Genomic DNA, 21,172 nt, shown 5'->3' on the forward strand with positions numbered 1-21,172 from the left:
AACAAATGAAAAAGATATTATATACAACATTGTTATTTTCAGCCATTAGCTTATTGCCAACAGCTTGTGCACGCTTGGATTTAGAACCCTATAACGAAGTGGATGAAAGCAACCTATTCAACAACAAACGCGATGCTGAACAATGGGTTAATGGAATGTACAACGCCTTGCGCAATGCCAATCAAGGAGAACAGATGTACGCATCCGATATCCAAGCCGATTATCTAAATGCAGTGCAAGGGGCAATGGAAAAACTTCCTAATATGCACCGTTGGTCAATTTTTGGAGCTTCAGAAAATACAACAGCTACTATATGGAAAGAACGATTTTTAATCATTCAAGATATCAATATAGCACTTAAAGGCTTTCCTAATATACCAGAACAAGATGAGATAAAAGGACTTACAGGCGAATTGTATTTAGGGCGTGCCTATTGCTATACCTATTTAGCTACGCACTTCTGTAAACCTTATAATAGTGGAACTGCCGCTACCGATTTAGGTTTGCCTATACTCACTGTCTCTTCACTTAAAAATTTTCCAGCTCGTAGCACTGTAGCCGAAACTTTTGATTTTATCCTTAGTGATATTCAAAAAGCCGAAACTTTATTGGCAGGGCAAGCAGGAACAGCAGGTGCTGATACTTTCACCCTCGATGCTGCCAGAGCTCTCAAAGCAAGAGTCTTGCTCTATCAAAACAATTGGGCACAGGCTTACCAAGTAGCACAACAGCTTATCAACACAAATAGCTATCCATTAGCAACTTCTGCCGATGCTCTTAGCAAAATATGGGCTGAAGATGATGACGCCGAGAGTATTACACAATTATATGCTGCGATCAAATCGGGAGTGTCCGAAACTTCAGGAAATACAAATGAACTTTATTTGAGTGAACAAGAAAGTTTCTTTTTTCCAGGGCAAACAGAAGCAAGCCCTAATGTGTTACCTACACAAGATTTTGTAGATTTATTTGAAACGGGTGATTGGCGTAAAGGTGTGTTTTTAAAACAAGTAGATATAGGTTTCTTTAGCCTTTATGCAGTGAATAAATACCCTCGTAATAAAAATTTGGAGCCTACTGATAGTTATTTCTTTTATTATGGGCATAGAGCTAAACTCTTCCGTATAGCCGAAACTTACCTAATAGCTGCTGAGGCTGCTTATAGAAATAATGACGAGACTAACGCTAAAAAATATTTAAATCTATTGCGTGCTGCCAGAGGACTTAGCGCTGTTACTACTTCGGGTAGCAATCTCTTTGCCGATATACAAAACGAACGCAATAGAGAGTTAGCTTTTGAAGACTTCCGTCTATACGATATCAATCGTTGGGGATTAGCTGTGAAACGCGGTACCCCTCAAAATTTAAACTCTATCAGAAACACCCCAGCTGAAGATTACAGTGAACTCAATATACAAGTAGGAAGCACAAACTATTATAAAATAGTATGGCCTATACCTGTGAATGATATTGATTATGAACAAGGTAATTGGAAACAAAATCCAGGTTGGTAACCCTATGATTAGCAAATTAGCAAATGTAAAAGTTTGCTAATTTGCTAATTTTCTAATTTATAAAAATATGGAATATTATGAATTGTACAACAAACTAAAAAAGATTTTCGATATCCAGCGCAATACTGAAGTGCCAGAACTGGGTATTCGTATTTTGCATAACAACTTCTTTTCCGAAGGAGCTAAGCATTACCTGCCAGGGAGTCCGCATTTGTTTTGCCAAGAGCATAATTTAGCGTTCTCCTCTCAACTCAATGATGCTCAAGACGATTTGCACTGGGCTGACTATGATGTGGATTGTAATATCCACTTCCAATATCATATCGTGCAACCTCTCAACACAGAAAAGTCCGATGGGGTGATTATCGTTTTTCACGGGCTCAACGAGAAAAAATGGGATAAATATCTGCCGTGGGCTTATGGTTTGGCAACTCAAACAGGCAAAGCGATAGTGCTTTTCCCCATAGCATTTCATATGAATCGCGCCCCTGAGCGTTGGAGTTCTCGCCAAGAGATGTATGCCATTGCTCAAAAGCGTATGAATGAGTTCCCCGATAATTCCGAAACTTCTTATGTGAATGCAGCGACCTCCACGCGTTTAGACGCTTTCCCTCAGCGCCTATTTTGGTCGGGATTGCAAACCTATAACGATATAGTGCAGTTCATTACCGACTTAAAAGCGGGAACTTTCCCTACCATTACCCCAACGGCTACAGTAGACCTCTTTGGCTACTCCATAGGCTCTTTCCTCTCGGTAATACTGATGATGGCAAACCCCAAAGGATATTTTGCCAATGCCAAACTCTTCTGCTTTTGTGGGGGAATGACCATCGATCGTATGTTCCCTATTTCTAAATACATAATGGACGGTCGTGCTGCCATAACAATGCAAAAAACCTTTGCCGAGTTGTTGAGCACCAACTTCAAGAACGACGATCGCCTAAGGCATTATCAAGATAGTGAACTTCATTTTGATGAAGGTTGGTTCAAAACGATGTTGCGCTATAACTATTACCAGAAAGAGCGTGAGCAACGTTTTTTGCAACTCGAAAATCAAATTAAAGCTTTGGTATTAGAAAAAGATGAGGTAACACCTCCTATCGAAGCTCTCAATACCCTAAAAGGTGGTTATCGCAATATCAACATAGAAGTACAGATAGACGATTACGATTATCCTTATACCCATATCAACCCCTTTGCCCTCACCACCAAAAATGCCCCACAAGTAACCGAAGCCTTTAATCGTTTCATAACATCAGCAGCAGCATTTTATAATTGCTAAGAGTTAGGAGGTAAGAGTTAAAATAGGTAAGAGTTAAAAGAGAATATTACAAATTCCCACAGCTCCCACAGGTCTCACAGCTCTCACAGCTCCCATTTTCACCCGTGCGGCTCGCACCTCTCACAGCTCTCACAGCTCGCACCTTAACAACTAAATATAACTAATTAACAATGAACACAGAAAGCATTATCAAAGAAATTCTACCAGGGGTAGCTGCTACCTTTGACGAATTAGATCTTCCTAAAAAGCCTTATGGCAGAAATGAACTCTGGGAAGGCATCACCGATTATTTAAAAATCAAGCAGCGAAAGAACAAAATAGAGTTTCATAATAATGAGGAAGAATATACTTGTCCTTCTATTACCATCAAAGACTTTGACCAGCTTCCTGACGATTTTATAGACAATGAGTTGCTTCCTGCTTTGGAAGAGCAACTTACTCAAATGTTCTTCAACCCTGAGTTGTATTATCGCTTTCAGTACAAACTTACCTTAGTGTTTGATTTTCTTTCTGCCTCAGGTCATCACGCTCGCAAGCAACTGCGATTAGAACACCCTGAGCGCAAGGCTGAACTCAAAGAGCGCTTGGATACCTATGTCCAAAAGGTAATCTATGAGGCTACCGAAAAAATGAAAGAGAAGGAAGTGCATACTTTCTTTGATAAACTTTTTGATTTTGAACTCACAGGTTATAGTGAGGACAAGGTAATTGAAATTCTTAACAAAGGGATTGCCCTCATAGACCCTAAGTGGAAAAAGACTTTAAAAGAATATCAATGGTGCTTGCTCTACCATACACGAGAGTGGAAAGAAAAGGTTTTTATGAAACTATATTACAAAGTAGAAGGAAGTGATTGGTCAAAGAAATATACACTCAAGGAAGGTTTGCAACCAAAAGATATAGATAACGCTAAACTAAATCTATTTGTCGCACAAGCTCTTTGGCATATCAAACACAAAGAATATAGTTGGGATGTAAAGTTTGCTTGCGAAGATTTAGAGCGAGCCGCTAAGGAATTAGGCTCTAAAAAAGCAGCGATGTACCTCAAAGAGGGGACAGGTATTTTGTCCAACGACCTTATTCACTACAAGGATAGTGAAGTGGAATGCGATGCCAATGATGTTTTTGCTGAAATCAGTGTGAAAATCAAACAAGAGTCAGCTACGGCTTATGACAAGGCTTTAGATTTTATCATTGCTCTGCTCAAAGCCGATTTCCCTGCAAGTTACCATATCAAGTTCAGCAGCAAAGCTCCTAAACAGTTTTTATCTATCAAAGGCATTGAAAAGTCGCCAACCCATCGCTTCTTTGCCCAAGCACTGCAATACGAGGAGTTGCGTCCTAAATTAGTAACTTATGCTGAGGTGGCTATGAAAGAATTTCAGTGGTATAATGATGTAGAAGAGGGCGAGAAAAGCTGTATGCCGGGCAGTTATGCCGTCTTTGGTTTGGGCTTGATAGGGGAGGAGTACTTTCCTTTGGTGAGCCAATACTTTTCGCTGTTGGATGACGAGCACCAAATGGTACATAAATACTTTGTGAGCGCCCTTATCGACCGTTATGGAGTGAATGAAAAATCCTTACCACTTATCTGCCAAGGAATCACTTCTGCACAGTTTGATATGGTATTTAAGAATTTGGAAAAAGAAATGGAAAAGCCAGAGAACAAGGAGTTACTTGCGAAATTCCTCAAAGAAAAAGAAGCCTTTTTTATTGCCAACAAAGAACCTGGTTTCTACAAATATTACGAAGAAGATATCTATTATGCGATCTATGGCAAGCAGTGGAAGAAGAAAATAAACTCATAATTTATGAATGAAATAACCAACATTACCGATTACAAAAACTGGTTGCAATCCTTAAAAAGGAGAATACAGCAAAGCCAAATAAAAGCAGCTATACAGGTAAATAGTGAGTTGTTACGCCTTTATTGGCAAATGGGAAAAGATATAGTTGAAAAGCAAGCACAATCCAAGTGGGGCGATGGTTTTTTGCAAACGCTTAGTGCTGATTTGTGTGAGATGTTTCCTACAATGAAAGGTTTTTCTTATAGGAATCTAAAATCAATGCGACAATGGTATTTGTTTTATAATCAACAAAATACAATTGGGAAACAACTTGTTTCCCAATTAGAAGTTTCTTTGTTTAGTGTGCCTTGGGGGCATCATCTAATGATTATGCAGCGTTGTAAGGATATACAAGAGGCTATTTTCTACGTTTATAAAACAATAGAAAACCACTGGAGCCGGTCGGTATTGGAACATCAAATGGGGCTGAATTTATATGAGCGACAAGGGAAAGCGATCACTAATTTTCAGCAACAGTTACCTATTGCTACTTCTGATTTAGCCCAAGAACTTACTAAAGACCCTTATGTGTTCGATTTTCTTTCAATAACAGAAAGTTATACCGAAAAAGAACTTCAACAGTATTTAGAAGATAATATGACGAAGTTTCTGTTGGAGCTTGGGAAGGGCTTTTGTTTCTATGGAAAACAGGTACATATAAATGTAGGAGGAGATGATTTTTATATTGATTTGCTTTTTTATAACGTACAACTGCACTGTTATGTAGTGGTAGAACTCAAAACAACCAAGTTTAAGCCAGAACATATAGGACAATTGAAATTTTATGTAACAGCAATAAATAGACAGTTACGCACTGAAGCTGACAATCCTACTATTGGCTTGTTAATCTGCAAAGATAAAAATGATGTAGTAGCTGAATATACCTTAGATGATATACATAATCCAATAGGCATTTCATCTTATAAATTATTTGATCAGTTATCAAAGGATTATAAATCATCTTTGCCAAGTATAGAAGAAATTGAAAAACAATTAAACACCGTTGATACGAGTTTGTAGCTCGTGTCCTAAGATCTAATGATAGATACCCATACACATTTATATTCAGAAGAATTTGATACCGACCGCGTTGAGATGATAGCACGCGCAAAAGCAGCAGGCGTAACCCGTTGCTTTATCCCTGCTATTGATGCAAGTTATACCCAGCAAATGTTCCAACTGAAAAACGAATACCCTGATTATGTTTTCCTGATGAACGGTCTGCATCCTTGTAGTGTAAAAGAGAACTATAAAGAAGAGCTCGCTCACGTAGAAGCCTTAATGCCCACACATCCTTTCTGTGCCATTGGTGAAATAGGGATTGACCTCTATTGGGATAAAACTTTCCTCAAAGAACAACAAGAAGCTTTTGCTTGGCAAATACAGCTAGCAAAAAAACACCATTTGCCTATTGTTATTCACTGCCGTGAGGCTTTTGATGAGGTTTTTGAAGTTTTAGAATCCGAAAAAAGCGGCGACCTCTTTGGTATTTTCCACTGCTTTACGGGCACAGAAGAGCAAGCCCATCGCGCTATTGATTATGGATTGCATTTAGGAATAGGAGGAGTCGTAACTTTTAAAAATGGAAAAATCGACCAATTCTTAAAAAATATTGATTTGTGTCATATAGTTTTAGAAACTGATAGTCCTTATTTAGCTCCCGTGCCTTATCGCGGAAAGCGTAACGAAAGTGCTTATATTGTGAAAGTTGTAGAAAAACTATCGGATATATATGAGCTTCCTGAAAGTGAGATAGTCCGTCTTACTGATATGAATGCTATAAAAATATTTAACATTTAATTAGGTGTTATCAAATATATTTCGTTATTTTGCCTTTCGTTATACAAAGAATAAGCAAACAAAATCGCTGAAATGACCGATTATTTTAAATCCATACGTCCGTTTAATGACGACGAAGTGCCTAAAGCCTTATTACAAATTAAAGATACTCCTTTGATTCGTGCAATGATGGCTTATGCGTTTCCTGAAGATACTCCTGCACAACGAGAGAAAAGACTCCTCGCTTGCCAAAAAGTATCCGATTTTCAGGTGGATATAATGTACCAAGTGGTTACTAAAGCAATCGAAAAAAGTATCACCGAATTTACTTGCGATGGCTTTAGTGCTTTAGACCCTAAAAAGGCTTATGTTTTTGTTTCTAACCATCGTGATATTATCTTAGATACCTCTTTGTTAAATGTGGCTTTGCACGACAATCATCTCTCAATGACCGCATCGGCTATGGGCGATAATCTACTTAAGAAAAAGTATCTCAAGATATTAGCAATGCTCAATAGAAATATTATTATATATAGGAGTTTGCCCCCTCGTGAGGCTTTAGAGCATTCTAAATTGGTTTCAGAATTTATACATCATTGTATTACAGAGAATCACCGCAATGTGTGGATCGCACAACGCGAAGGGCGTACCAAAAATGGCGATGATCGCACCCAGCAAGGTGTCTTGAAAATGCTTACCCTCAATACCCCTGAAGGCGTAACTCCTTTGCAATATCTCAAAACGCTCAACATCGTGCCAATGTCTATCTCCTATGAGTTTGACCCTACCGATGTACTGAAATTGCCTGCTCTCATCGCTCAACACAACGGCGTAGAGTATGTAAAATCTAAAAAAGAGGATTTCGAAAATATCATTCAAGGACTATTGGGGCAAAAAGGGCGTGTGCATATTTCGGTAGGTCAACCTTTATATGAGGAAATAGATGCTATAGAAAAGGCTCATCAACACCTAAACAAACAGCTACAAGCCTTAGCCGAGTGCTTAGATCGTGCGATTCACCAGCAGTACAAATTGTTTCCTGCTAACTATATCGCTTATGATTTGCTCAACAAAACTTCTATATATAAAGATTACTACAACGAAAAAGAATTTAGACAGTTTGAACGCCGAATGAACAACCGAAGCAATTCTGAAGACCTTTCACAAAAAAAGTTTTTAGAAATGTATGCCAACCCTGTAAAAAATAAAATTGATGGAAACCAATAATTCAAAAGTACTCCTTATCTATACAGGAGGAACAATCGGGATGATTAAGGACTACCAAACTGGAGTTTTGCGCGCTTTCGAGTTCGATAACCTCTATAAGCGTATCCCCGAATTGTCTCATTTAGATTGTGATATTTCCGTACATTCATTTGAAAAAGTGATAGATTCCTCGGATATGAATCCACAGCATTGGATAACAATTGCCGAGGTGATTGAAAAAGAATATAACAACTACGATGGTTTTGTAGTGCTTCACGGTAGTGATACAATGAGCTACTCAGCTTCGGCTTTGAGTTTTATGTTACAAGGGCTTACCAAACCTGTAATATTCACAGGCTCACAACTGCCCATAGGCGATTTGCGAACTGATGCCAAAGAAAATCTCATTACCTCCATACAATTAGCAGCCTTGAAAGAGAATGGCGAGTCGGTAATACAAGAGGTAGGACTCTATTTTGAATACAAGCTCTACCGAGGTAACCGTACAACCAAAGTAAATGCCGAACATTTTCAAGCTTTTGCTTCATTCAACTATCCGCTATTAGTAGAAAGTGGAGTACATTTAAAGGTAATGAAAGAAAATCTTTTGCCGCGCAAGCGAGGAACAACCTTGCAAGTGTGGAAAGATTTCGAGACAAATGTAGCAATCCTCAAAATGTTCCCAGGTATAACCCCCGCTGTGCTCAATGGCTTTTTTAATATTCCCAATCTCAAAGGGGTAGTACTCGAAACCTATGGTTCAGGCAATGCCCCTACCGATAGCTGGTTTGTAGAAAGTCTCCAAAAAGCAATTGAAAAAGGAATACACATCGTGAATGTAACCCAGTGTTCCGGAGGCAGTGTGATAATGGGCAAATACGAGGCAAGCGAAGCCCTCAAAAAGATGGGAGTGATAGACGGAAAAGACCTCACAACCGAGTCGGCAATCACAAAATTGATGCTTTTACTTAGAAAAAATATTTCTCATAAAATGTTCAAAATCAAGTTTGAAGAAAATATAGCTGGAGAAATTTAGCAAAAAATTAAGAAAAAATTTGTGAGATAGAAAAATATTTTGTTACTTTGGCATTCAGAAACAGCATAGAGAGAGGTGTCCGAGTGGTCGAAGGAGTACGCCTGGAAAGTGTATATACGCCACAAGCGTATCGAGGGTTCGAATCCCTTCCTCTCTGCTTTATTTCTAAAAAAATATTATTAAACATTAAATTATCAACTAACAAATTAAAAGATTAAACAAATGAAAAAAATGTCATCTAAGCTACTTCTAGTAGCAATGTTAATTTTAAACGTAGCTATGGTTAGCGCTCAGGAAGCAGCTGATGCAGCGCAACAAAGTAAAGGCTTCCACCAAGTATTTAAAGAGCGTTTCATCGAGGGGGGTCCTATGTATATGGCTCCTATCTTGCTCTGCTTAATCATCGGTTTGGCAGTAGCTATTGAGAGAATTATTTACCTCAATATGGCAACTACCAATTCTAAAAAATTAATCGCCGACATCGAACAAGCTCTCGATAGCAAAGGTGTTGAAGCTGCTAAAGAAGTATGCCGCGATACCAAAGGTCCTGTTGCCTCTATCTTCTATCAAGGTTTAGACCGCGCTAGCGAAGGTATTGATATGGTTGAAAAATCAGTAGTATCTTACGGTGGTGTTCAAATGGGACAATTAGAGAAAAACGTTTCTTGGATTTCTCTATTTATCTCTATCGCTCCAATGTTAGGGTTTATGGGTACCGTAATCGGTATGATCGAAGCCTTCGATAAAATTAGTTCTGCTGGTGGTTTGGACGCTTCTTTGATCGCTGGTGATATCAAAGTTGCCTTGCTTACTACTGTGTTCGGTTTGATCGTTGCGATGATCCTCCAAGTATTCTACAACTACATCATCGCTAAAATCGACACTATCGTAAATGATATGGAAGATGCTTCTATCTCTCTTATCGACCTTTTAGTAGCAAGAAAAATTAAATAATTTTACTCACCCATTAAACAAATTTTAGTATGTATAAAATATCAAAATATGTAGCTCTTGCTTTAGGAGCCATCGGGGTAATCCTATGGGGAGTATTGTCTTCTACTAATTCCGATGACCCTAATAATGGTGCTATGCAAGCTCTCTTTGTGCTTACCTATGTACTATTAGCTATTGCTTTCGTCGCAGTAGTAGCTTCAGCAGCACAAAATATCTTGTCTTCACCAAAAGCACTCAAAAAAACGCTTATCTATACAGGTGGTTTTGTAGCTATCCTTCTATTAGCCTACATCTTCTCTTCAGGAGCTGTTGAAGCTAATGCAAGTGAAGAAGTGAAAAAAGCCAGCGAATCTGTAAGAAAATGGACAAGCACAGGTCTAATCGCTTTGTATATATTGGTAGCAGCTGCCGTTGCAGCACTTATCGCTTCCAATGTGAAAAAAGCACTAATGAAATAAAAAATTATGGCAAAACGTTCAATACCTGAGGTAAATGCAGGTTCTATGGCGGATATTGCTTTCCTTTTGTTGATATTCTTCTTGGTAACAACTACCATCGAAAGCAATACTGGTATTACTGTAAAACTGCCTCCTAAACCACAAGAAAATACACCTCCACCTCCACCAGTGAAGGAGAAAAACGTATTGGTTGTGGTAGTGAATAAAAACAATCAGTTGTTAATAAACAACCAATTGAAGGAACTTAAAGACGTTAAACAAACAGCTATTGATTTCTTGGATAACAATGGTGATGGTACCTGCGCTCATTGTAAAGGTAAACGTGATCCATTATCTTCCGATAACCCAGATAAAGCTGTTATCTCTTTGCGTAACGACCGTGAAACTTCGTACAAAACTTATATAGCTGTACAGAACGAACTCATTGCAGCTTATAACGAACTCCGCGAACGTGAACGCCAAAAGAAATTCCCTAACGAGGTTCCTTATGTTCAAATTGAAGAAGAGTTCAACGCGGCTCGTACTCCTCAAGCACGTAAAGACCACCTTGAACCTATTATCTTGGAACTACAAAAACGCTTCCCAAGAAAACTTATAGAAACCGCGCCTAAAAAGCACTAAAAACTAAAGAGAATATGTCAAAATTTACTAAAAAGAAAAGTGGTGAAGTACCTCCAGTTTCTACGGCTTCTTTGCCTGACATTATCTTTATGCTTTTGTTTTTCTTTATGACTGTAACAGAATCAAAAGATAGTGACTTGATGGTGCAAAATAAGTTGCCCGTAGCCGATCAAATTCAAAAATTGGACAAAAAAGACCCTGTAGTATATATCTATGCTGGTAAACCCCTTCCTAAATATCAATCTAAGTTTGGGGCTAATGCCAAAATTCAAGTAAATGATAAATTTATAGACGTTTCTGAAGTAAGCCACTATATCCTTAACTATCGTGAAGGATTACGCGACGCCCTTAAAGATGTTTATATCACTGCCTTGAAAGTGGATGCCGATACTAATATGGGACTTGTGAGTGATATCCGTGAGCAATTGCAAGAAATAAACGCTTTGAAACTCAACTATATCGCTCGTCAAGGGTCTCCTTTGAATCAAAAATAGAAACTTTTTTAAACTTTCTATCATAAAAAAGACACATAAAACTATGTGTCTTTTTTTGTTATTCTCAAAATTAATATTACCTTTGCACTATTAAAACATTTTAATAGTAAATATTTATGAAAAAAATTATCTTATTTTTTGGATTACTTCTCTCTGCAGGAGTAGCCTCAGCTCAATCAGCTGGTGATGTACAAATCAATGGCGGGATAGGCTATTCTGGTCCTGGTTTTATGGTTTATGGCTCCGCCGATTTCGGTGTTGCTGATAAAATCACCATTGGTGGTGAACTCTTTTACCGCGGTAGAAATTATGGTAATGTAAAATACAATAGCATTGGCTTTTTAGCTAATGGTAATTACCACTTTGCTAAACACATCAAAGGAATCCCTTCAAATGTAGATTTCTATGGCGGTTTGTCATTAGGCTATTACAACTGGTCTAATAATAGAAATAATTGGTACTATGATAGTCCTTACTACGATTCAGGATTTGCGGTACGCCTCCAAACAGGTGGTCGTTACTTCTTTACCGAAAACTTTGGTGTGAATGCTGAACTATTTGTAGAACACAACTCTTTCGCTGCAGGAGGTTTCAAAGCTGGGGTTACTTATAGATTCTAAAACTTATTTTTGTACTTTATACATTAAGAGGCTATACTCTATGCGGGTATAGCCTCTTTTGTTGCTTTAATTTTTTTTCAAAAAATATTCTTTAAACAATCGCAGTTGCCCATACTCATATCTCCTTTGGGTCTTTTCGATTATTCCTGCCAAAGAACTGAGATCTTCCTCAGCAGTAAATAGTTCGTTTAATTCCTTAATAGCTTCTGTAGTGAAAATTGCCTCTACAATATCTATTGGTAAAACTTCCCTTTCTATCAACTTGCCTAAATGTCCATAGATAGTTCCTTCAGTAAGCATACGTTCTTTAGCTATCTCGGCTACTGTTTTGTTCTGTTGCCATAATTGCAATGTGATGTCATAAGTAGAAATCTTTTCTTTCTTCTCTTTTTTAGATTTCTCTTCTTGAATGCTTATTTTAGGCGGATTGGTGAACAATTGTTCATTTTTCAAAGTAGTATATACTCTCTCCATTAGCTGGTTGCGCATTGCTTCCATTTTCTTAGGTTGTATATTTTCTTTGCTAAAAGGTTCTTGTTTTTCTAACAGCACTACCATTTGCTCTAAACGGAATAGTTTCTTAATGAGTTCTGTGAGACTATCGTCTAACTCTTTCAATTCTTTGCTAAACTCTTTTACTTTCTTCAGTCCTGCTACTTTGGTTTCTACATATAACAATTCGTACCATATCGTTTCTAATAGCGGACTAAAATAGGCAACAGCTTTCTGTATTCTCTCAAAAATTGTTTGTATAGGAGTTGGATTTTGGAAATAGCCTAATAGTTGTTTGCTAAACTTTTCAGATACAGCTACAAGTTCCTTTACTCGCTCGTATTGTTGCATTGCCCAGCTTTTATAGGTATTTTTGTTGCCCAAATCACCTATATAGTTATGACTATGGGTGTACCACTCTTCTAATAAGGGCTGCCAATCAAATGTTTTCAGTATGTATTCTCTTAAGAAATCTATTCTACCCTCGCGGCAGGCTTGTTGCATTTCCTCTTCAGTAGCTTTGTTGTCGGCGTAGTCTATCACTTTCTCATCATTATCGATGCCGTTTTGTGTTACCGATGACAATAGCACTAATCCGTCTAAGGAACGCAAGCGAGAGAATGCTACATAAGCTTGCCCCGAAGCAAATACACTCGCCAAATCTAACACTGCTTTTTCAAAAGTGAGTCCTTGACTTTTGTGTATGGTAATCGCCCACGCCAATCGCAAGGGGTATTGAGTGAAAGTGCCTAAGCGTTCTTCTTCAATATCTTTGGTAGAGTCATTCACTTTGTAGCGCACATTTTCCCATTCGTAGCGCTCTACGTTTATGGTCATTCCGTTGTCCAAAGCTACACTCACCTCTTTTTCACCAAGAGCTACCACCGTACCCATTTTCCCGTTAAAAAATAAGTGTTCCCCCGAAGTGTCATTTTTGATAAACATCACTCTGGCACCTTCTTTTAGCTGGATTACTTTTTCAATAGGGTAGAGATATTCAGGGAAATCGCCTACAACATCGGCTTCGTAAGAAAATAGAGGAGAGGGAAGTTTTTCTAACTCCTCTTGGTTCATTGCATCGGCTTTGTTGTTGTGAGTGGTGAGGGTGATGTATTCATTTTTGTGTTGTTTAGCAAACTCTGGTTGCACGTGTGAAGCCAATTGTCGCAAATCTTCTTGTGTGAGCTTGTTATCTCTCAGGTGATTGAGTATAGAAATGAACACCCCATCGGTTTGGCGGTATATTTTTTCGAGTTCTATGTACAGCAATGGGTGCTGGGTGATTACTTGTGATTGGAAGAAGTACATCCCTGTGTAGTAATGCTTTAGCACCTCCCATTCCTCTTGTTTTACCACGGGCGGCAATTGCAGTAAATCGCCTATAAAAAGCACCTGTACGCCTCCAAAAGGTCGCCTATCTTTGCGAATAAACTGCATTATATAATCCATCGCGTCTAACACATCGGCGCGTAACATACTCACCTCGTCTACAATTAGCAGTTCCATATTCTTGATAACTTGCTGTTTGTTGCGATGCATTTGGAAGTGTTTTTTTAGTGATTGTCGGTTTTCAAACCTAAAAAACTCATTGGCTATAGGCGGATTTTCAAAGGTGGGCAAAAATGAAGCAAAAGGCAGCTGAAATTGAGAGTGAATAGTAACTCCTCGCGCATTGAGTGCTGCTATTCCCGTAGGGGCAACCACCACTGTGTTTTTATAGCTGGTCTCTATGATTTTGTGAAGCAAAGTAGTTTTTCCAGTTCCTGCTTTTCCCGTCAAAAAAATATTTCTATTGGTTTCGTTGATAAGTGTAAGAATACGCTCTTCCATACTCTTGTTCGGCAGATGTAGTTTTATGAGCACAAAAGTATAAAATATTTTGTGAAATAAAAAAAATAAACTACCTTTGCCACAAAAGATTAGAAATTGAACTATGAATACACCTGTATCAGAAGAAAACTTAGAAATAGTTAAAAAGGTACTTACCAAATACTTAGAAGATAACGGGCATCGCAAAACTCCTGAAAGATATGCCATCGTAAAGGAAATTTACGAGTATAATGATCATTTCGACATAGAAACGCTCTATGCCAATATGAAAGATAAAAAATACCGAGTGAGTAGAGCAACCCTCTACAATACTATCGAACTACTATTAGAATGTGGTTTGGTGCGCAAGCACCAGTTCGGGCAAAACCAAGCCTACTACGAAAAATCGTATTTCGATCGCCAGCACGACCATATTATCCTTACCGATACAGGAGAGATTGTAGAGTTCTGCGACCCTCGTATCCAAACTATCCAAAAAACAATAGAAGAAGTATTTAACATCAATATTACCAATCACTCTCTTTATTTCTACGGTACACGCAGAACTGATACCGCCCCAACCCAAGAGAGTACTACAACTAAATAATCAAACAAAATGGCAGTAGATTTATTATTAGGTCTTCAGTGGGGAGACGAAGGAAAAGGAAAAATCGTAGACGTCCTCACCCAAAACTACGATATCATTGCTCGCTTTCAAGGAGGACCCAATGCTGGTCATACCCTCGAGTTCAATGGTATCAAGCACGTGTTACACACCATTCCATCGGGCATTTTCCACCAAGGTGCAGTGAACATTATAGGCAACGGGGTGGTGATAGATCCTATCATCTTCAAAAAAGAAATAGAAGCACTTGCTCCTTATGAAGTCAATCTGAAAAAAAACTTACTGATTTCGCGAAAAGCTCACCTCATTTTGCCTACCCATCGCCTATTGGATGCCGCTTCCGAAGCTGCTAAAGGCAAAGCTAAAATAGGCTCTACCCTTAAAGGAATAGGTCCTACTTATATGGATAAAACAGGTCGTAATGGGTTGCGCGTAGGCGATATAGAACTATCCGATTTTAGTGAACGCTATCGCAACCTCACCGATAAACACGAAGAAATGCTCGCTAACTACAAGGTGGATATACAATATAACCTTAAAGAATTAGAAGCTGAGTTTTTTGAGGCTGTGAAAGTGCTCAAGGAGTTCCAACTCATCGATAGTGAAGAATACCTCTACCAAGCCCTCAAAGCAGGCAAAAAAATACTTGCCGAAGGTGCTCAAGGCTCTATGCTCGACATTGATTTTGGTACTTATCCGTTTGTAACTTCCTCCAATACCACTGCTGCAGGCGCTTGTACGGGCTTAGGGATTGCACCTCGCAGTATCGGTCAGGTGATAGGTATTTTCAAAGCCTATACTACTCGCGTAGGTAGTGGTCCTTTCCCTACTGAATTATTTGATGAAGTAGGCGAAACAATGACCCAAGTAGGTCGTGAATTTGGTGCGACTACCGGTCGCCGCCGCCGTTGTGGTTGGCTTGATTTGGTAGCTCTTAAATACGCCGTACAAGTAAACGGAGTAACCGAACTTATAATGATGAAAGCCGATGTACTCAGCGGTTTTGAAACGCTAAAAGTATGTACCTCTTATCTATATAAAGGAAAAGAAATCAAGCATTTGCCTTATAATATCGAAGAACAGAACGTAACGCCTGTCTATACCGAACTCAAAGGCTGGCATCAAGATCTCACCCAGCTCAACTCCTATGAGCAACTCCCTAAAGAACTATTGGATTACATCAGTTTCTTAGAAAAGGAATTAGAAGTACCTATCAAAGTAGTATCTGTAGGACCTGATAGAACACAAACCATTATGAGATAATAAAAAAGGCTATTCTTAAGAATAGCCTTTTTTTGTGTTTTTAAGTTGCCGCTTATTTGATGAAAGTGAATCCTTCAAAAGATTTTCCTATGATAGGAAGCGGTTTTTTCTCTTCTTTTATTGCATTAATCAATCCAAAGATGAATAACACTAAAAGAACAATCCATAATACAGTACCTACTAAGGCTAAAGATTCTGAAACTCTTAAAAGAATTTGAATTACAATACTAAAAACAAAGGTTATAAGGAAAAGTCCAAAACCTTGTCTAAGGTGATAGATAGATTTATCATCTTTAGTGCCTGCAAAAAAAGCAATTAGCCAGCCAATCAAGCCAAAATAGCTTAAAATTGAAGTTACTTTACTACTCATAAATTGATTTTGTTTTATTTAAAAATTAATTTGCTGCAAAATTAAATAATATTTTCAATATTAGAAAATAAAAATGAAAAATAATTAACTCAATTAATATCTTAACAGTTTTGAATAAAGAAACTATAATATGCTACCTCTTACTTCTTGCCTAAAAAAGCAGAAATATTTTTGTTTTCTAAATTAAAAGTTGTACATTTGTAGCGAAAAACTAATTGTATAAAAGAACAATATGGAAAAGACAGTTAAACGATTCTTAGACGTTATCCTCGACCAAGCTACCCCTCTTATTGCAACGCTTAACAAAGGGGTTAGCGAGGCACAAATAGCTGAATTTGAAGCTGAAATGGGGATTACCCTCCCTACAGAGGTAAAACAATTATATCAAAATTTCAACGGACAAAAAGAAGGTGAAAATGATAGTTTCTTTTTAGATGGAATGCGCTTTATCCCTTTAGAAGAAATTAAACGCACTCAGCAACATTGGATCGAACAGTTAGAAAGTGTTCCTAATTGGCAATCTCTCCACTTCGATAAAGAAGAAGCTATTGATATGTGCTGGGATGGGGTGCTGAAAAATCAATTCTATAACCCTAAATGGATTCCATTCCTCTCTAATGGCGCACGCTTTATGTTTATCGACCTCGACCCCGACAAAGAAGGTGTTGTAGGGCAAATAGCCGAAATAGATTTGGTGCTTGATTCTATCGAAGATTCTTTTATGGATTTAGAATGCGATTCTATAGATGAATGGCTAGAATTCCTTACGGATGATATTGAAAGGGGAATCGTGTATTACGACAACGAGATGCACTCGCTCGTTGAATCCATTTCTTATGACGACGAAAACGATATCCCTAATATTTTCGCTCCTACTCCCGATTATGTATCCGAAGGTGGTTCTAATGTCTATAACTATTCCGAAAAAGACCGTAGCGATTTCGTATTCCCCGATCGCTCTTGTGTGTATATGGACGAGATTTGCGACCATTTCGAGAAATATATCGGCAAAATAGATAGTGTGTTCCACGAACTCATCTCAGAGTACGTACATATTGATGTACATTGGATTAAACCTACCCCCGAAACACCTTACCACGTACTATTTACTACCGGTATGAGCGATTATCCTATGTATTTGCCCGAAGGTTTGGAAGACCCGAACGATTATAGCCACGCCGAGTTAATGGTTTATCTCCCCGAAAGCTGGCCTATCAGCGATGAGGCTTTTAAGGACGACGATAACTATTGGCCTGTGTACTTCCTTAAAATGATAGCGCGTTTTCCTCACCAATACAAAACGTGGATGGCTGAAGGGCACACTATTCCCAACGGTCCTGATGCCGAGCCTATCGCCAACACCGATTTTGGTTGCATCCTGCTGATGCCTCCTTATTTATCGGCTCCTCAAGATTTCTTGAAGTTGCAAACTAAAGATGGTACAATTATCAATTTCTACAGTATTTTGCCTATCTATCCAGAAGAAATGGATTTGAAATTAGAAGAAGGAGTAGATGAACTTCTCAACCTTTTTGATGAGTACGAAATCTCTGAAGTAATAGATATTCACCGCAAAAATGTAGCGTTATAAACATAAAAAAACAGATGAAATCTCTTGAGGTTTCATCTGTTTTTCTTTAATATCTCTGCCAGCATCTTCTTGGCTCTTAGCAGGGTAATCTTCACACTACTCATCGGTGATTGCATTTCTTCGGCAATCTCTTTATAACTTTTCTCGTGCAGGTATCGCAGTTGTATAGCCGTTCTGTAAGGTTCTTTCAGTTGCTTGATGCTTTTTAAAAGGTAGTCGAATTGTTGCTCCATTATGAGGCTATCTTCTATAATAGGAGTCTCATCTATCAGTGTTTTAGATTGTTTTTCCTCTCGGTCTAAATGCAGCAGCGTTTCATTTTGTTTCCTGAGGTTATCTATATGAATATTTTTAGAAATAGTGATGAGCCAAGTGCGGAAAGAGTAATGTTCGTCGTAAGTATGCAGCTTGTCAAACGCTTTAGCAAAGGTCTGTATGCTAATGTCTTCTGCCTCTACTTCATCATTCACACGTTTGAGCTGAAAGTTGTACACATCAGTCCAAAACTCATCAAGCAACCAGCTAAAAGCTCGTTGCTTACCTGCTTTTGCAGCGGCTATATTTTCAGCTACTGCCTCTGCCATTACTTATTATTTCTGCACTCTTGTTCATCGGGTAAGCGACCGCAGAAGCTGCAAGCCTCTCCCTCAGGATTCAAATGTGGATTTTGGCTTGCACAAGTGCCAGCGAACTTACCGCCTTTCTTGCCCCAAATCTTAATTGCCATACCTGCCACACATAGCAGTAATATACCAATAGTTAATAATATTAATTTCATTTTTTAGTTATTTAAGATTAAAAAGAGACTCTACGGATGGAACTCTCTCACAAGTAAAACCTTCCGCAAAATCTGTACCAATTAGCCTACCCAAATCGCGTGCTCTGTAAGTAACGCTATCCAAAAAGTTCTTATCCGAAATAGGAGTAGTAGGTTCATTGCTATTGCTGTCGTAAAACTGAGAGCTGTACGCTAATACAGCATTCACTTTGGCTTCCATAAAGCCTGTGATATCTACCACAAAATCAGGGACTATGTTCTTCCACTGAATATAATGATACACCACTTTAGGTCGCCAAGCTGTTTGTGCTACGCCATCGAGAGTAGTTTCGATGCGGCGCAAACCGCTTAGAAAACAAGCGTCACTCACGAGTTTGCTGCCTTTACCGTGGTCGATATGGCGGTCGTCTATGGCGTTGCAAAGCACTATATCAGGTTGATATTGGCGTATTTTTTTGATAATCTCCATTTGGTGAGCTTCATCATTTACAAAAAAGCCATCGCGGAATTTTAAATTCTCGCGTACTATTGCACCTAATAGTTCTTTGGCTTTAGTCGCTTCTTGGTGACGTATTTCAGCACTACCACGTGTGCCCAATTCCCCTTGAGTAAGGTCGATAATGCCCACACTTCTGCCTAAACTAATCTCTTTGGCAATAGTGCCTGCTGCTCCTAATTCTACATCATCGGGGTGCGCCCCAAAAGCTAATATATCTAATTTCATCTTGTTACTTGTTAATTGTTATTTGTTAATTGTTTCCTGTATTTCAGCTGCAATTTTATCTAACATCTCATATCTACTGCGATAAAGAGACCGTTTGCTCGATTTGATTTCTTCCATAGACTTACGTTGCATTTGAATGGGTAGTTTGAACCATCCATCTTTATCGGGAGAGCCATCGGCTTCTTTCCATAAAGTATCATAGCTAAAACTGAGTTTGTGCAACCATTCTATATGGATAAAGTGCTTTTTATTATGAGCCTGAATTTTACTGCCTACCCCATAGAGAGCACTACATCCTAACTGTCGGCTAAGCTCCTGAATAATAAATATCATCAAAGCTTTAGGACGAAGAGCATACATTTGTTTTTGTAGTTCTTTGATAGCATTCTCAGTTTCGGCACTTTTGTTGCCTTGCACACACCCTATATAGCATATCCATTCATCATTTTTCTTATCAATCACAAACGAAGCTTCACAGATAGCCTCTTGATAACTATCACAATGTAGTGAAACAACTAATTCGCCCTCTTTGCGGTAGCGATCGTTATGACCTAAATAGATTTGTCCTTTCTCGCCGTTGTATTTCATTGTAAACTCAGCCAGTTTAATGGGAGTTTCTGTTTCTACCATACGTTTTAGCAAAGGTCGTTGTTTGATAAAAGCATAACAATTAAGCAAAGCATTCATCCGTTGTTGTTTTGTCCACCTTGTAGACATATACACTCTAAAAGGCTTAAAATAGAAACGCGGACGCTGTGAAAGCACCCATCTATACTCTTCTGATTGTATCAAACTAAACCATTTTTTAGCAAATGGAATGTTTAATAGAGTATGGAAGAGTATCTTGTTCTTTTGCTTTTTAATGTATTTGGGATGCTCCTTGGCAAAGCCTTGTTCTGTGAGTGTAAGGGCATCGTGTAGCAACTCTTTTATCGTCATTAATTCTCAATTGTCAATTGTTTGTAGAGGCTTGTTTTCCAGCCTTTTTTATCTACATATTGCAATAACTGCTCAAAACGCGCTATCATCTGCTTACCACTGTTACGCATTACGTACGCTGGAAAATTGAATTCTTTTTGGTGTAAATTGGTGAATTCCCAAGGATGAAAGTACAAAGTAGCATAGCCCGTAGAGGCTACACATCTATTTAGCAAAAACTTATAAATCCACAGAGGAAAATTGTGAAATGATAGCCAAAATAGAGGAATCCTAAACCAACTCACTGCCGTAGGGATTTGCCATAAGCTATTTTCGTTGAAAAATCGCTTTGGTACATGTAATTTGTTGTACCTCCCTGGTAAAAATGTAGGGTTTACCGATGAATTGTAGTGATATCCGGCTTTTTTTACCTCCTCAGCACTTACTTCAAGCATTCTTGGCATACGCAATCCCTCAATAGTTACCCCAAATTGTTGTTCTAAAGCTTCTTTAGAGCTTTTGAGGTGTGCATTCTCAAATTCGGAATGATAATAAGTGTGAGAGGCTAATTCGTGTCCTTCACTAAGAAGTCGCTCTATAAGGTCGGGCACTTGCTGGGCAAAGACTACTGTTGAAAAGAAGGTAGCCTTGGCATTGTGTTTTTTGAGTAGGTCTAATATAGTGGTAAGCCCCTCGCGTGAAATGGCTATTTGTCGCTCGAAAGCAATGTCGTAGCCGTATTCCTTGGGCATATCAAACTCTTCTATGTCGAAACTTAAATAAATCATTTT

At 38.5% G+C, this 21,172-nt stretch carries 22 protein-coding genes and 1 tRNA gene; 16 read left to right on the forward strand and 7 right to left on the reverse strand.

Translation table 11 applies throughout. The features are described 5' to 3' along the window. Positions 1-5 precede the first annotated feature (5 nt). From DR017_RS04740 to DR017_RS04800, 13 genes are all read left to right on the forward strand, one after another. Positions 6-1,514, forward strand: a complete 1,509-nt coding sequence (locus tag DR017_RS04740) for a RagB/SusD family nutrient uptake outer membrane protein (protein ID WP_002681699.1) — start codon at positions 6-8, stop codon at positions 1,512-1,514. A gap of 67 nt (positions 1,515-1,581) precedes the next feature. Next, positions 1,582-2,796 (forward strand): DUF6051 family protein, encoded by a 1,215-nt coding sequence (locus tag DR017_RS04745; RefSeq protein ID WP_002681692.1) that lies wholly within the window; start codon positions 1,582-1,584, stop codon positions 2,794-2,796. A 170-nt stretch (positions 2,797-2,966) separates the two neighbouring features. After that, on the forward strand, positions 2,967-4,604 hold the full coding sequence (locus tag DR017_RS04750; RefSeq protein WP_002681711.1) for a DUF6138 family protein: 1,638 nt from the start codon (positions 2,967-2,969) through the stop codon (positions 4,602-4,604). A 3-nt stretch (positions 4,605-4,607) separates the two neighbouring features. Continuing rightward, positions 4,608-5,663, forward strand: coding sequence for a PDDEXK nuclease domain-containing protein (locus tag DR017_RS04755; RefSeq protein ID WP_002681718.1), 1,056 nt, complete (start codon positions 4,608-4,610; stop codon positions 5,661-5,663). 18 nt (positions 5,664-5,681) lie between these two features. Next, complete coding sequence (locus DR017_RS04760) at positions 5,682-6,443, forward strand: TatD family hydrolase (protein WP_002681703.1); 762 nt, start codon at positions 5,682-5,684, stop codon at positions 6,441-6,443. A 72-nt stretch (positions 6,444-6,515) separates the two neighbouring features. After that, positions 6,516-7,649, forward strand: coding sequence for a 1-acyl-sn-glycerol-3-phosphate acyltransferase (locus DR017_RS04765; protein ID WP_002681697.1), 1,134 nt, complete (start codon positions 6,516-6,518; stop codon positions 7,647-7,649). Further along, positions 7,636-8,664, forward strand: coding sequence for an asparaginase (locus DR017_RS04770; RefSeq protein WP_002681713.1), 1,029 nt, complete (start codon positions 7,636-7,638; stop codon positions 8,662-8,664). Before DR017_RS04765 ends, DR017_RS04770 begins: the two co-directional genes overlap by 14 nt. Before the next feature lie 69 nt (positions 8,665-8,733). Further along, positions 8,734-8,821: transfer RNA gene (locus DR017_RS04775), tRNA-Ser, on the forward strand. A gap of 65 nt (positions 8,822-8,886) precedes the next feature. After that, a complete protein-coding gene (locus DR017_RS04780; RefSeq protein WP_040361855.1) occupies positions 8,887-9,618 on the forward strand; it encodes a MotA/TolQ/ExbB proton channel family protein in 732 nt (243 codons plus the stop codon). Between the two features lie 29 nt (positions 9,619-9,647). After that, positions 9,648-10,076: a hypothetical protein gene (locus DR017_RS04785; RefSeq protein ID WP_002681701.1), complete on the forward strand. Its 429-nt coding sequence runs from the start codon at positions 9,648-9,650 to the stop codon at positions 10,074-10,076. A 6-nt stretch (positions 10,077-10,082) separates the two neighbouring features. Next, positions 10,083-10,697 (forward strand): ExbD/TolR family protein, encoded by a 615-nt coding sequence (locus tag DR017_RS04790; protein ID WP_002681733.1) that lies wholly within the window; start codon positions 10,083-10,085, stop codon positions 10,695-10,697. Positions 10,698-10,711: 14 nt separating this feature from the next. After that, positions 10,712-11,191, forward strand: a complete 480-nt coding sequence (locus DR017_RS04795) for an ExbD/TolR family protein (RefSeq protein WP_002681696.1) — start codon at positions 10,712-10,714, stop codon at positions 11,189-11,191. A 116-nt stretch (positions 11,192-11,307) separates the two neighbouring features. After that, a complete protein-coding gene (locus tag DR017_RS04800) occupies positions 11,308-11,811 on the forward strand; it encodes a putative outer membrane beta-barrel protein (RefSeq protein WP_002681723.1) in 504 nt (167 codons plus the stop codon). A gap of 66 nt (positions 11,812-11,877) precedes the next feature. Here the strand turns inward: DR017_RS04800 and DR017_RS04805 are convergent, their stop codons facing one another. Next, positions 11,878-14,133: a helix-turn-helix domain-containing protein gene (locus tag DR017_RS04805; protein WP_040361859.1), complete on the reverse strand. Its 2,256-nt coding sequence runs from the start codon at positions 14,131-14,133 to the stop codon at positions 11,878-11,880. Positions 14,134-14,236: 103 nt separating this feature from the next. Between DR017_RS04805 and DR017_RS04810 the strand changes: the two genes are divergently transcribed. Next, positions 14,237-14,719, forward strand: coding sequence for a Fur family transcriptional regulator (locus tag DR017_RS04810; RefSeq protein ID WP_040360669.1), 483 nt, complete (start codon positions 14,237-14,239; stop codon positions 14,717-14,719). 9 nt (positions 14,720-14,728) lie between these two features. Further along, positions 14,729-16,000 (forward strand): adenylosuccinate synthase, encoded by a 1,272-nt coding sequence (locus tag DR017_RS04815; RefSeq protein ID WP_002677160.1) that lies wholly within the window; start codon positions 14,729-14,731, stop codon positions 15,998-16,000. A gap of 52 nt (positions 16,001-16,052) precedes the next feature. On the opposite strand, the gene DR017_RS04820 is transcribed toward DR017_RS04815, so the two are convergent. Beyond that, positions 16,053-16,370: a hypothetical protein gene (locus DR017_RS04820; protein ID WP_002677338.1), complete on the reverse strand. Its 318-nt coding sequence runs from the start codon at positions 16,368-16,370 to the stop codon at positions 16,053-16,055. A gap of 232 nt (positions 16,371-16,602) precedes the next feature. Between DR017_RS04820 and DR017_RS04825 the strand changes: the two genes are divergently transcribed. Next, the gene (locus DR017_RS04825) at positions 16,603-17,961 is read left to right on the forward strand and encodes a suppressor of fused domain protein (RefSeq protein WP_002677422.1); all 1,359 of its coding nucleotides are present in this window, start codon (positions 16,603-16,605) and stop codon (positions 17,959-17,961) included. 32 nt (positions 17,962-17,993) lie between these two features. Here DR017_RS04825 and DR017_RS04830 read toward each other — a convergent pair whose 3' ends face one another. The 5 genes from DR017_RS04830 to DR017_RS04850 are packed head-to-tail and all read right to left on the reverse strand — an operon-like array spanning position 17,994 to position 21,169. Next, positions 17,994-18,545 (reverse strand): RNA polymerase sigma factor, encoded by a 552-nt coding sequence (locus DR017_RS04830; protein WP_002677557.1) that lies wholly within the window; start codon positions 18,543-18,545, stop codon positions 17,994-17,996. Continuing rightward, entirely contained in the window at positions 18,545-18,739 is a 195-nt protein-coding gene (locus DR017_RS04835; protein WP_002677630.1) for a hypothetical protein, read from the reverse strand. The genes DR017_RS04830 and DR017_RS04835 overlap by 1 nt, the downstream gene beginning before the upstream one ends. Positions 18,740-18,746: 7 nt before the next feature. Then, the gene (gene bshB1, locus DR017_RS04840) at positions 18,747-19,463 is read right to left on the reverse strand and encodes a bacillithiol biosynthesis deacetylase BshB1 (RefSeq protein ID WP_002677214.1); all 717 of its coding nucleotides are present in this window, start codon (positions 19,461-19,463) and stop codon (positions 18,747-18,749) included. 18 nt (positions 19,464-19,481) lie between these two features. Beyond that, complete coding sequence (locus DR017_RS04845) at positions 19,482-20,402, reverse strand: VirK/YbjX family protein (RefSeq protein WP_002677404.1); 921 nt, start codon at positions 20,400-20,402, stop codon at positions 19,482-19,484. Then, positions 20,402-21,169: a polysaccharide deacetylase family protein gene (locus tag DR017_RS04850; protein ID WP_002677600.1), complete on the reverse strand. Its 768-nt coding sequence runs from the start codon at positions 21,167-21,169 to the stop codon at positions 20,402-20,404. The genes DR017_RS04845 and DR017_RS04850 overlap by 1 nt, the downstream gene beginning before the upstream one ends. Between the last annotated feature and the right edge of the window lie 3 nt (positions 21,170-21,172).

It is taken from the genome of Capnocytophaga sputigena (assembly GCF_900446695.1).
Lineage (GTDB): Bacteria > Bacteroidota > Bacteroidia > Flavobacteriales > Flavobacteriaceae > Capnocytophaga > Capnocytophaga sputigena.

Bases quoted from the DNA above. Each gene is read 5' to 3' on its own strand.
- DR017_RS04815 (WP_002677160.1), top strand. From the start codon at position 14,729: ATGGCAGTAGATTTATTATTAGGTCTTCAGTGGGGAGACGAAGGAAAA.
- DR017_RS04845 (WP_002677404.1), bottom strand. From the start codon at position 20,402: ATGACGATAAAAGAGTTGCTACACGATGCCCTTACACTCACAGAACAA.
- DR017_RS04835 (WP_002677630.1), bottom strand. From the start codon at position 18,739: ATGAAATTAATATTATTAACTATTGGTATATTACTGCTATGTGTGGCA.
- DR017_RS04755 (WP_002681718.1), top strand. From the start codon at position 4,608: ATGAATGAAATAACCAACATTACCGATTACAAAAACTGGTTGCAATCC.
- DR017_RS04750 (WP_002681711.1), top strand. From the start codon at position 2,967: ATGAACACAGAAAGCATTATCAAAGAAATTCTACCAGGGGTAGCTGCT.
- DR017_RS04740 (WP_002681699.1), top strand. From the start codon at position 6: ATGAAAAAGATATTATATACAACATTGTTATTTTCAGCCATTAGCTTA.
- DR017_RS04810 (WP_040360669.1), top strand. From the start codon at position 14,237: ATGAATACACCTGTATCAGAAGAAAACTTAGAAATAGTTAAAAAGGTA.
- DR017_RS04770 (WP_002681713.1), top strand. From the start codon at position 7,636: ATGGAAACCAATAATTCAAAAGTACTCCTTATCTATACAGGAGGAACA.
- DR017_RS04745 (WP_002681692.1), top strand. From the start codon at position 1,582: ATGGAATATTATGAATTGTACAACAAACTAAAAAAGATTTTCGATATC.
- DR017_RS04780 (WP_040361855.1), top strand. From the start codon at position 8,887: ATGAAAAAAATGTCATCTAAGCTACTTCTAGTAGCAATGTTAATTTTA.
- DR017_RS04850 (WP_002677600.1), bottom strand. From the start codon at position 21,169: ATGATTTATTTAAGTTTCGACATAGAAGAGTTTGATATGCCCAAGGAA.
- DR017_RS04790 (WP_002681733.1), top strand. From the start codon at position 10,083: ATGGCAAAACGTTCAATACCTGAGGTAAATGCAGGTTCTATGGCGGAT.
- DR017_RS04795 (WP_002681696.1), top strand. From the start codon at position 10,712: ATGTCAAAATTTACTAAAAAGAAAAGTGGTGAAGTACCTCCAGTTTCT.
- DR017_RS04820 (WP_002677338.1), bottom strand. From the start codon at position 16,370: ATGAGTAGTAAAGTAACTTCAATTTTAAGCTATTTTGGCTTGATTGGC.
- bshB1 (WP_002677214.1), bottom strand. From the start codon at position 19,463: ATGAAATTAGATATATTAGCTTTTGGGGCGCACCCCGATGATGTAGAA.
- DR017_RS04765 (WP_002681697.1), top strand. From the start codon at position 6,516: ATGACCGATTATTTTAAATCCATACGTCCGTTTAATGACGACGAAGTG.
- DR017_RS04760 (WP_002681703.1), top strand. From the start codon at position 5,682: ATGATAGATACCCATACACATTTATATTCAGAAGAATTTGATACCGAC.
- DR017_RS04805 (WP_040361859.1), bottom strand. From the start codon at position 14,133: ATGGAAGAGCGTATTCTTACACTTATCAACGAAACCAATAGAAATATT.
- DR017_RS04825 (WP_002677422.1), top strand. From the start codon at position 16,603: ATGGAAAAGACAGTTAAACGATTCTTAGACGTTATCCTCGACCAAGCT.
- DR017_RS04785 (WP_002681701.1), top strand. From the start codon at position 9,648: ATGTATAAAATATCAAAATATGTAGCTCTTGCTTTAGGAGCCATCGGG.
- DR017_RS04830 (WP_002677557.1), bottom strand. From the start codon at position 18,545: ATGGCAGAGGCAGTAGCTGAAAATATAGCCGCTGCAAAAGCAGGTAAG.
- DR017_RS04800 (WP_002681723.1), top strand. From the start codon at position 11,308: ATGAAAAAAATTATCTTATTTTTTGGATTACTTCTCTCTGCAGGAGTA.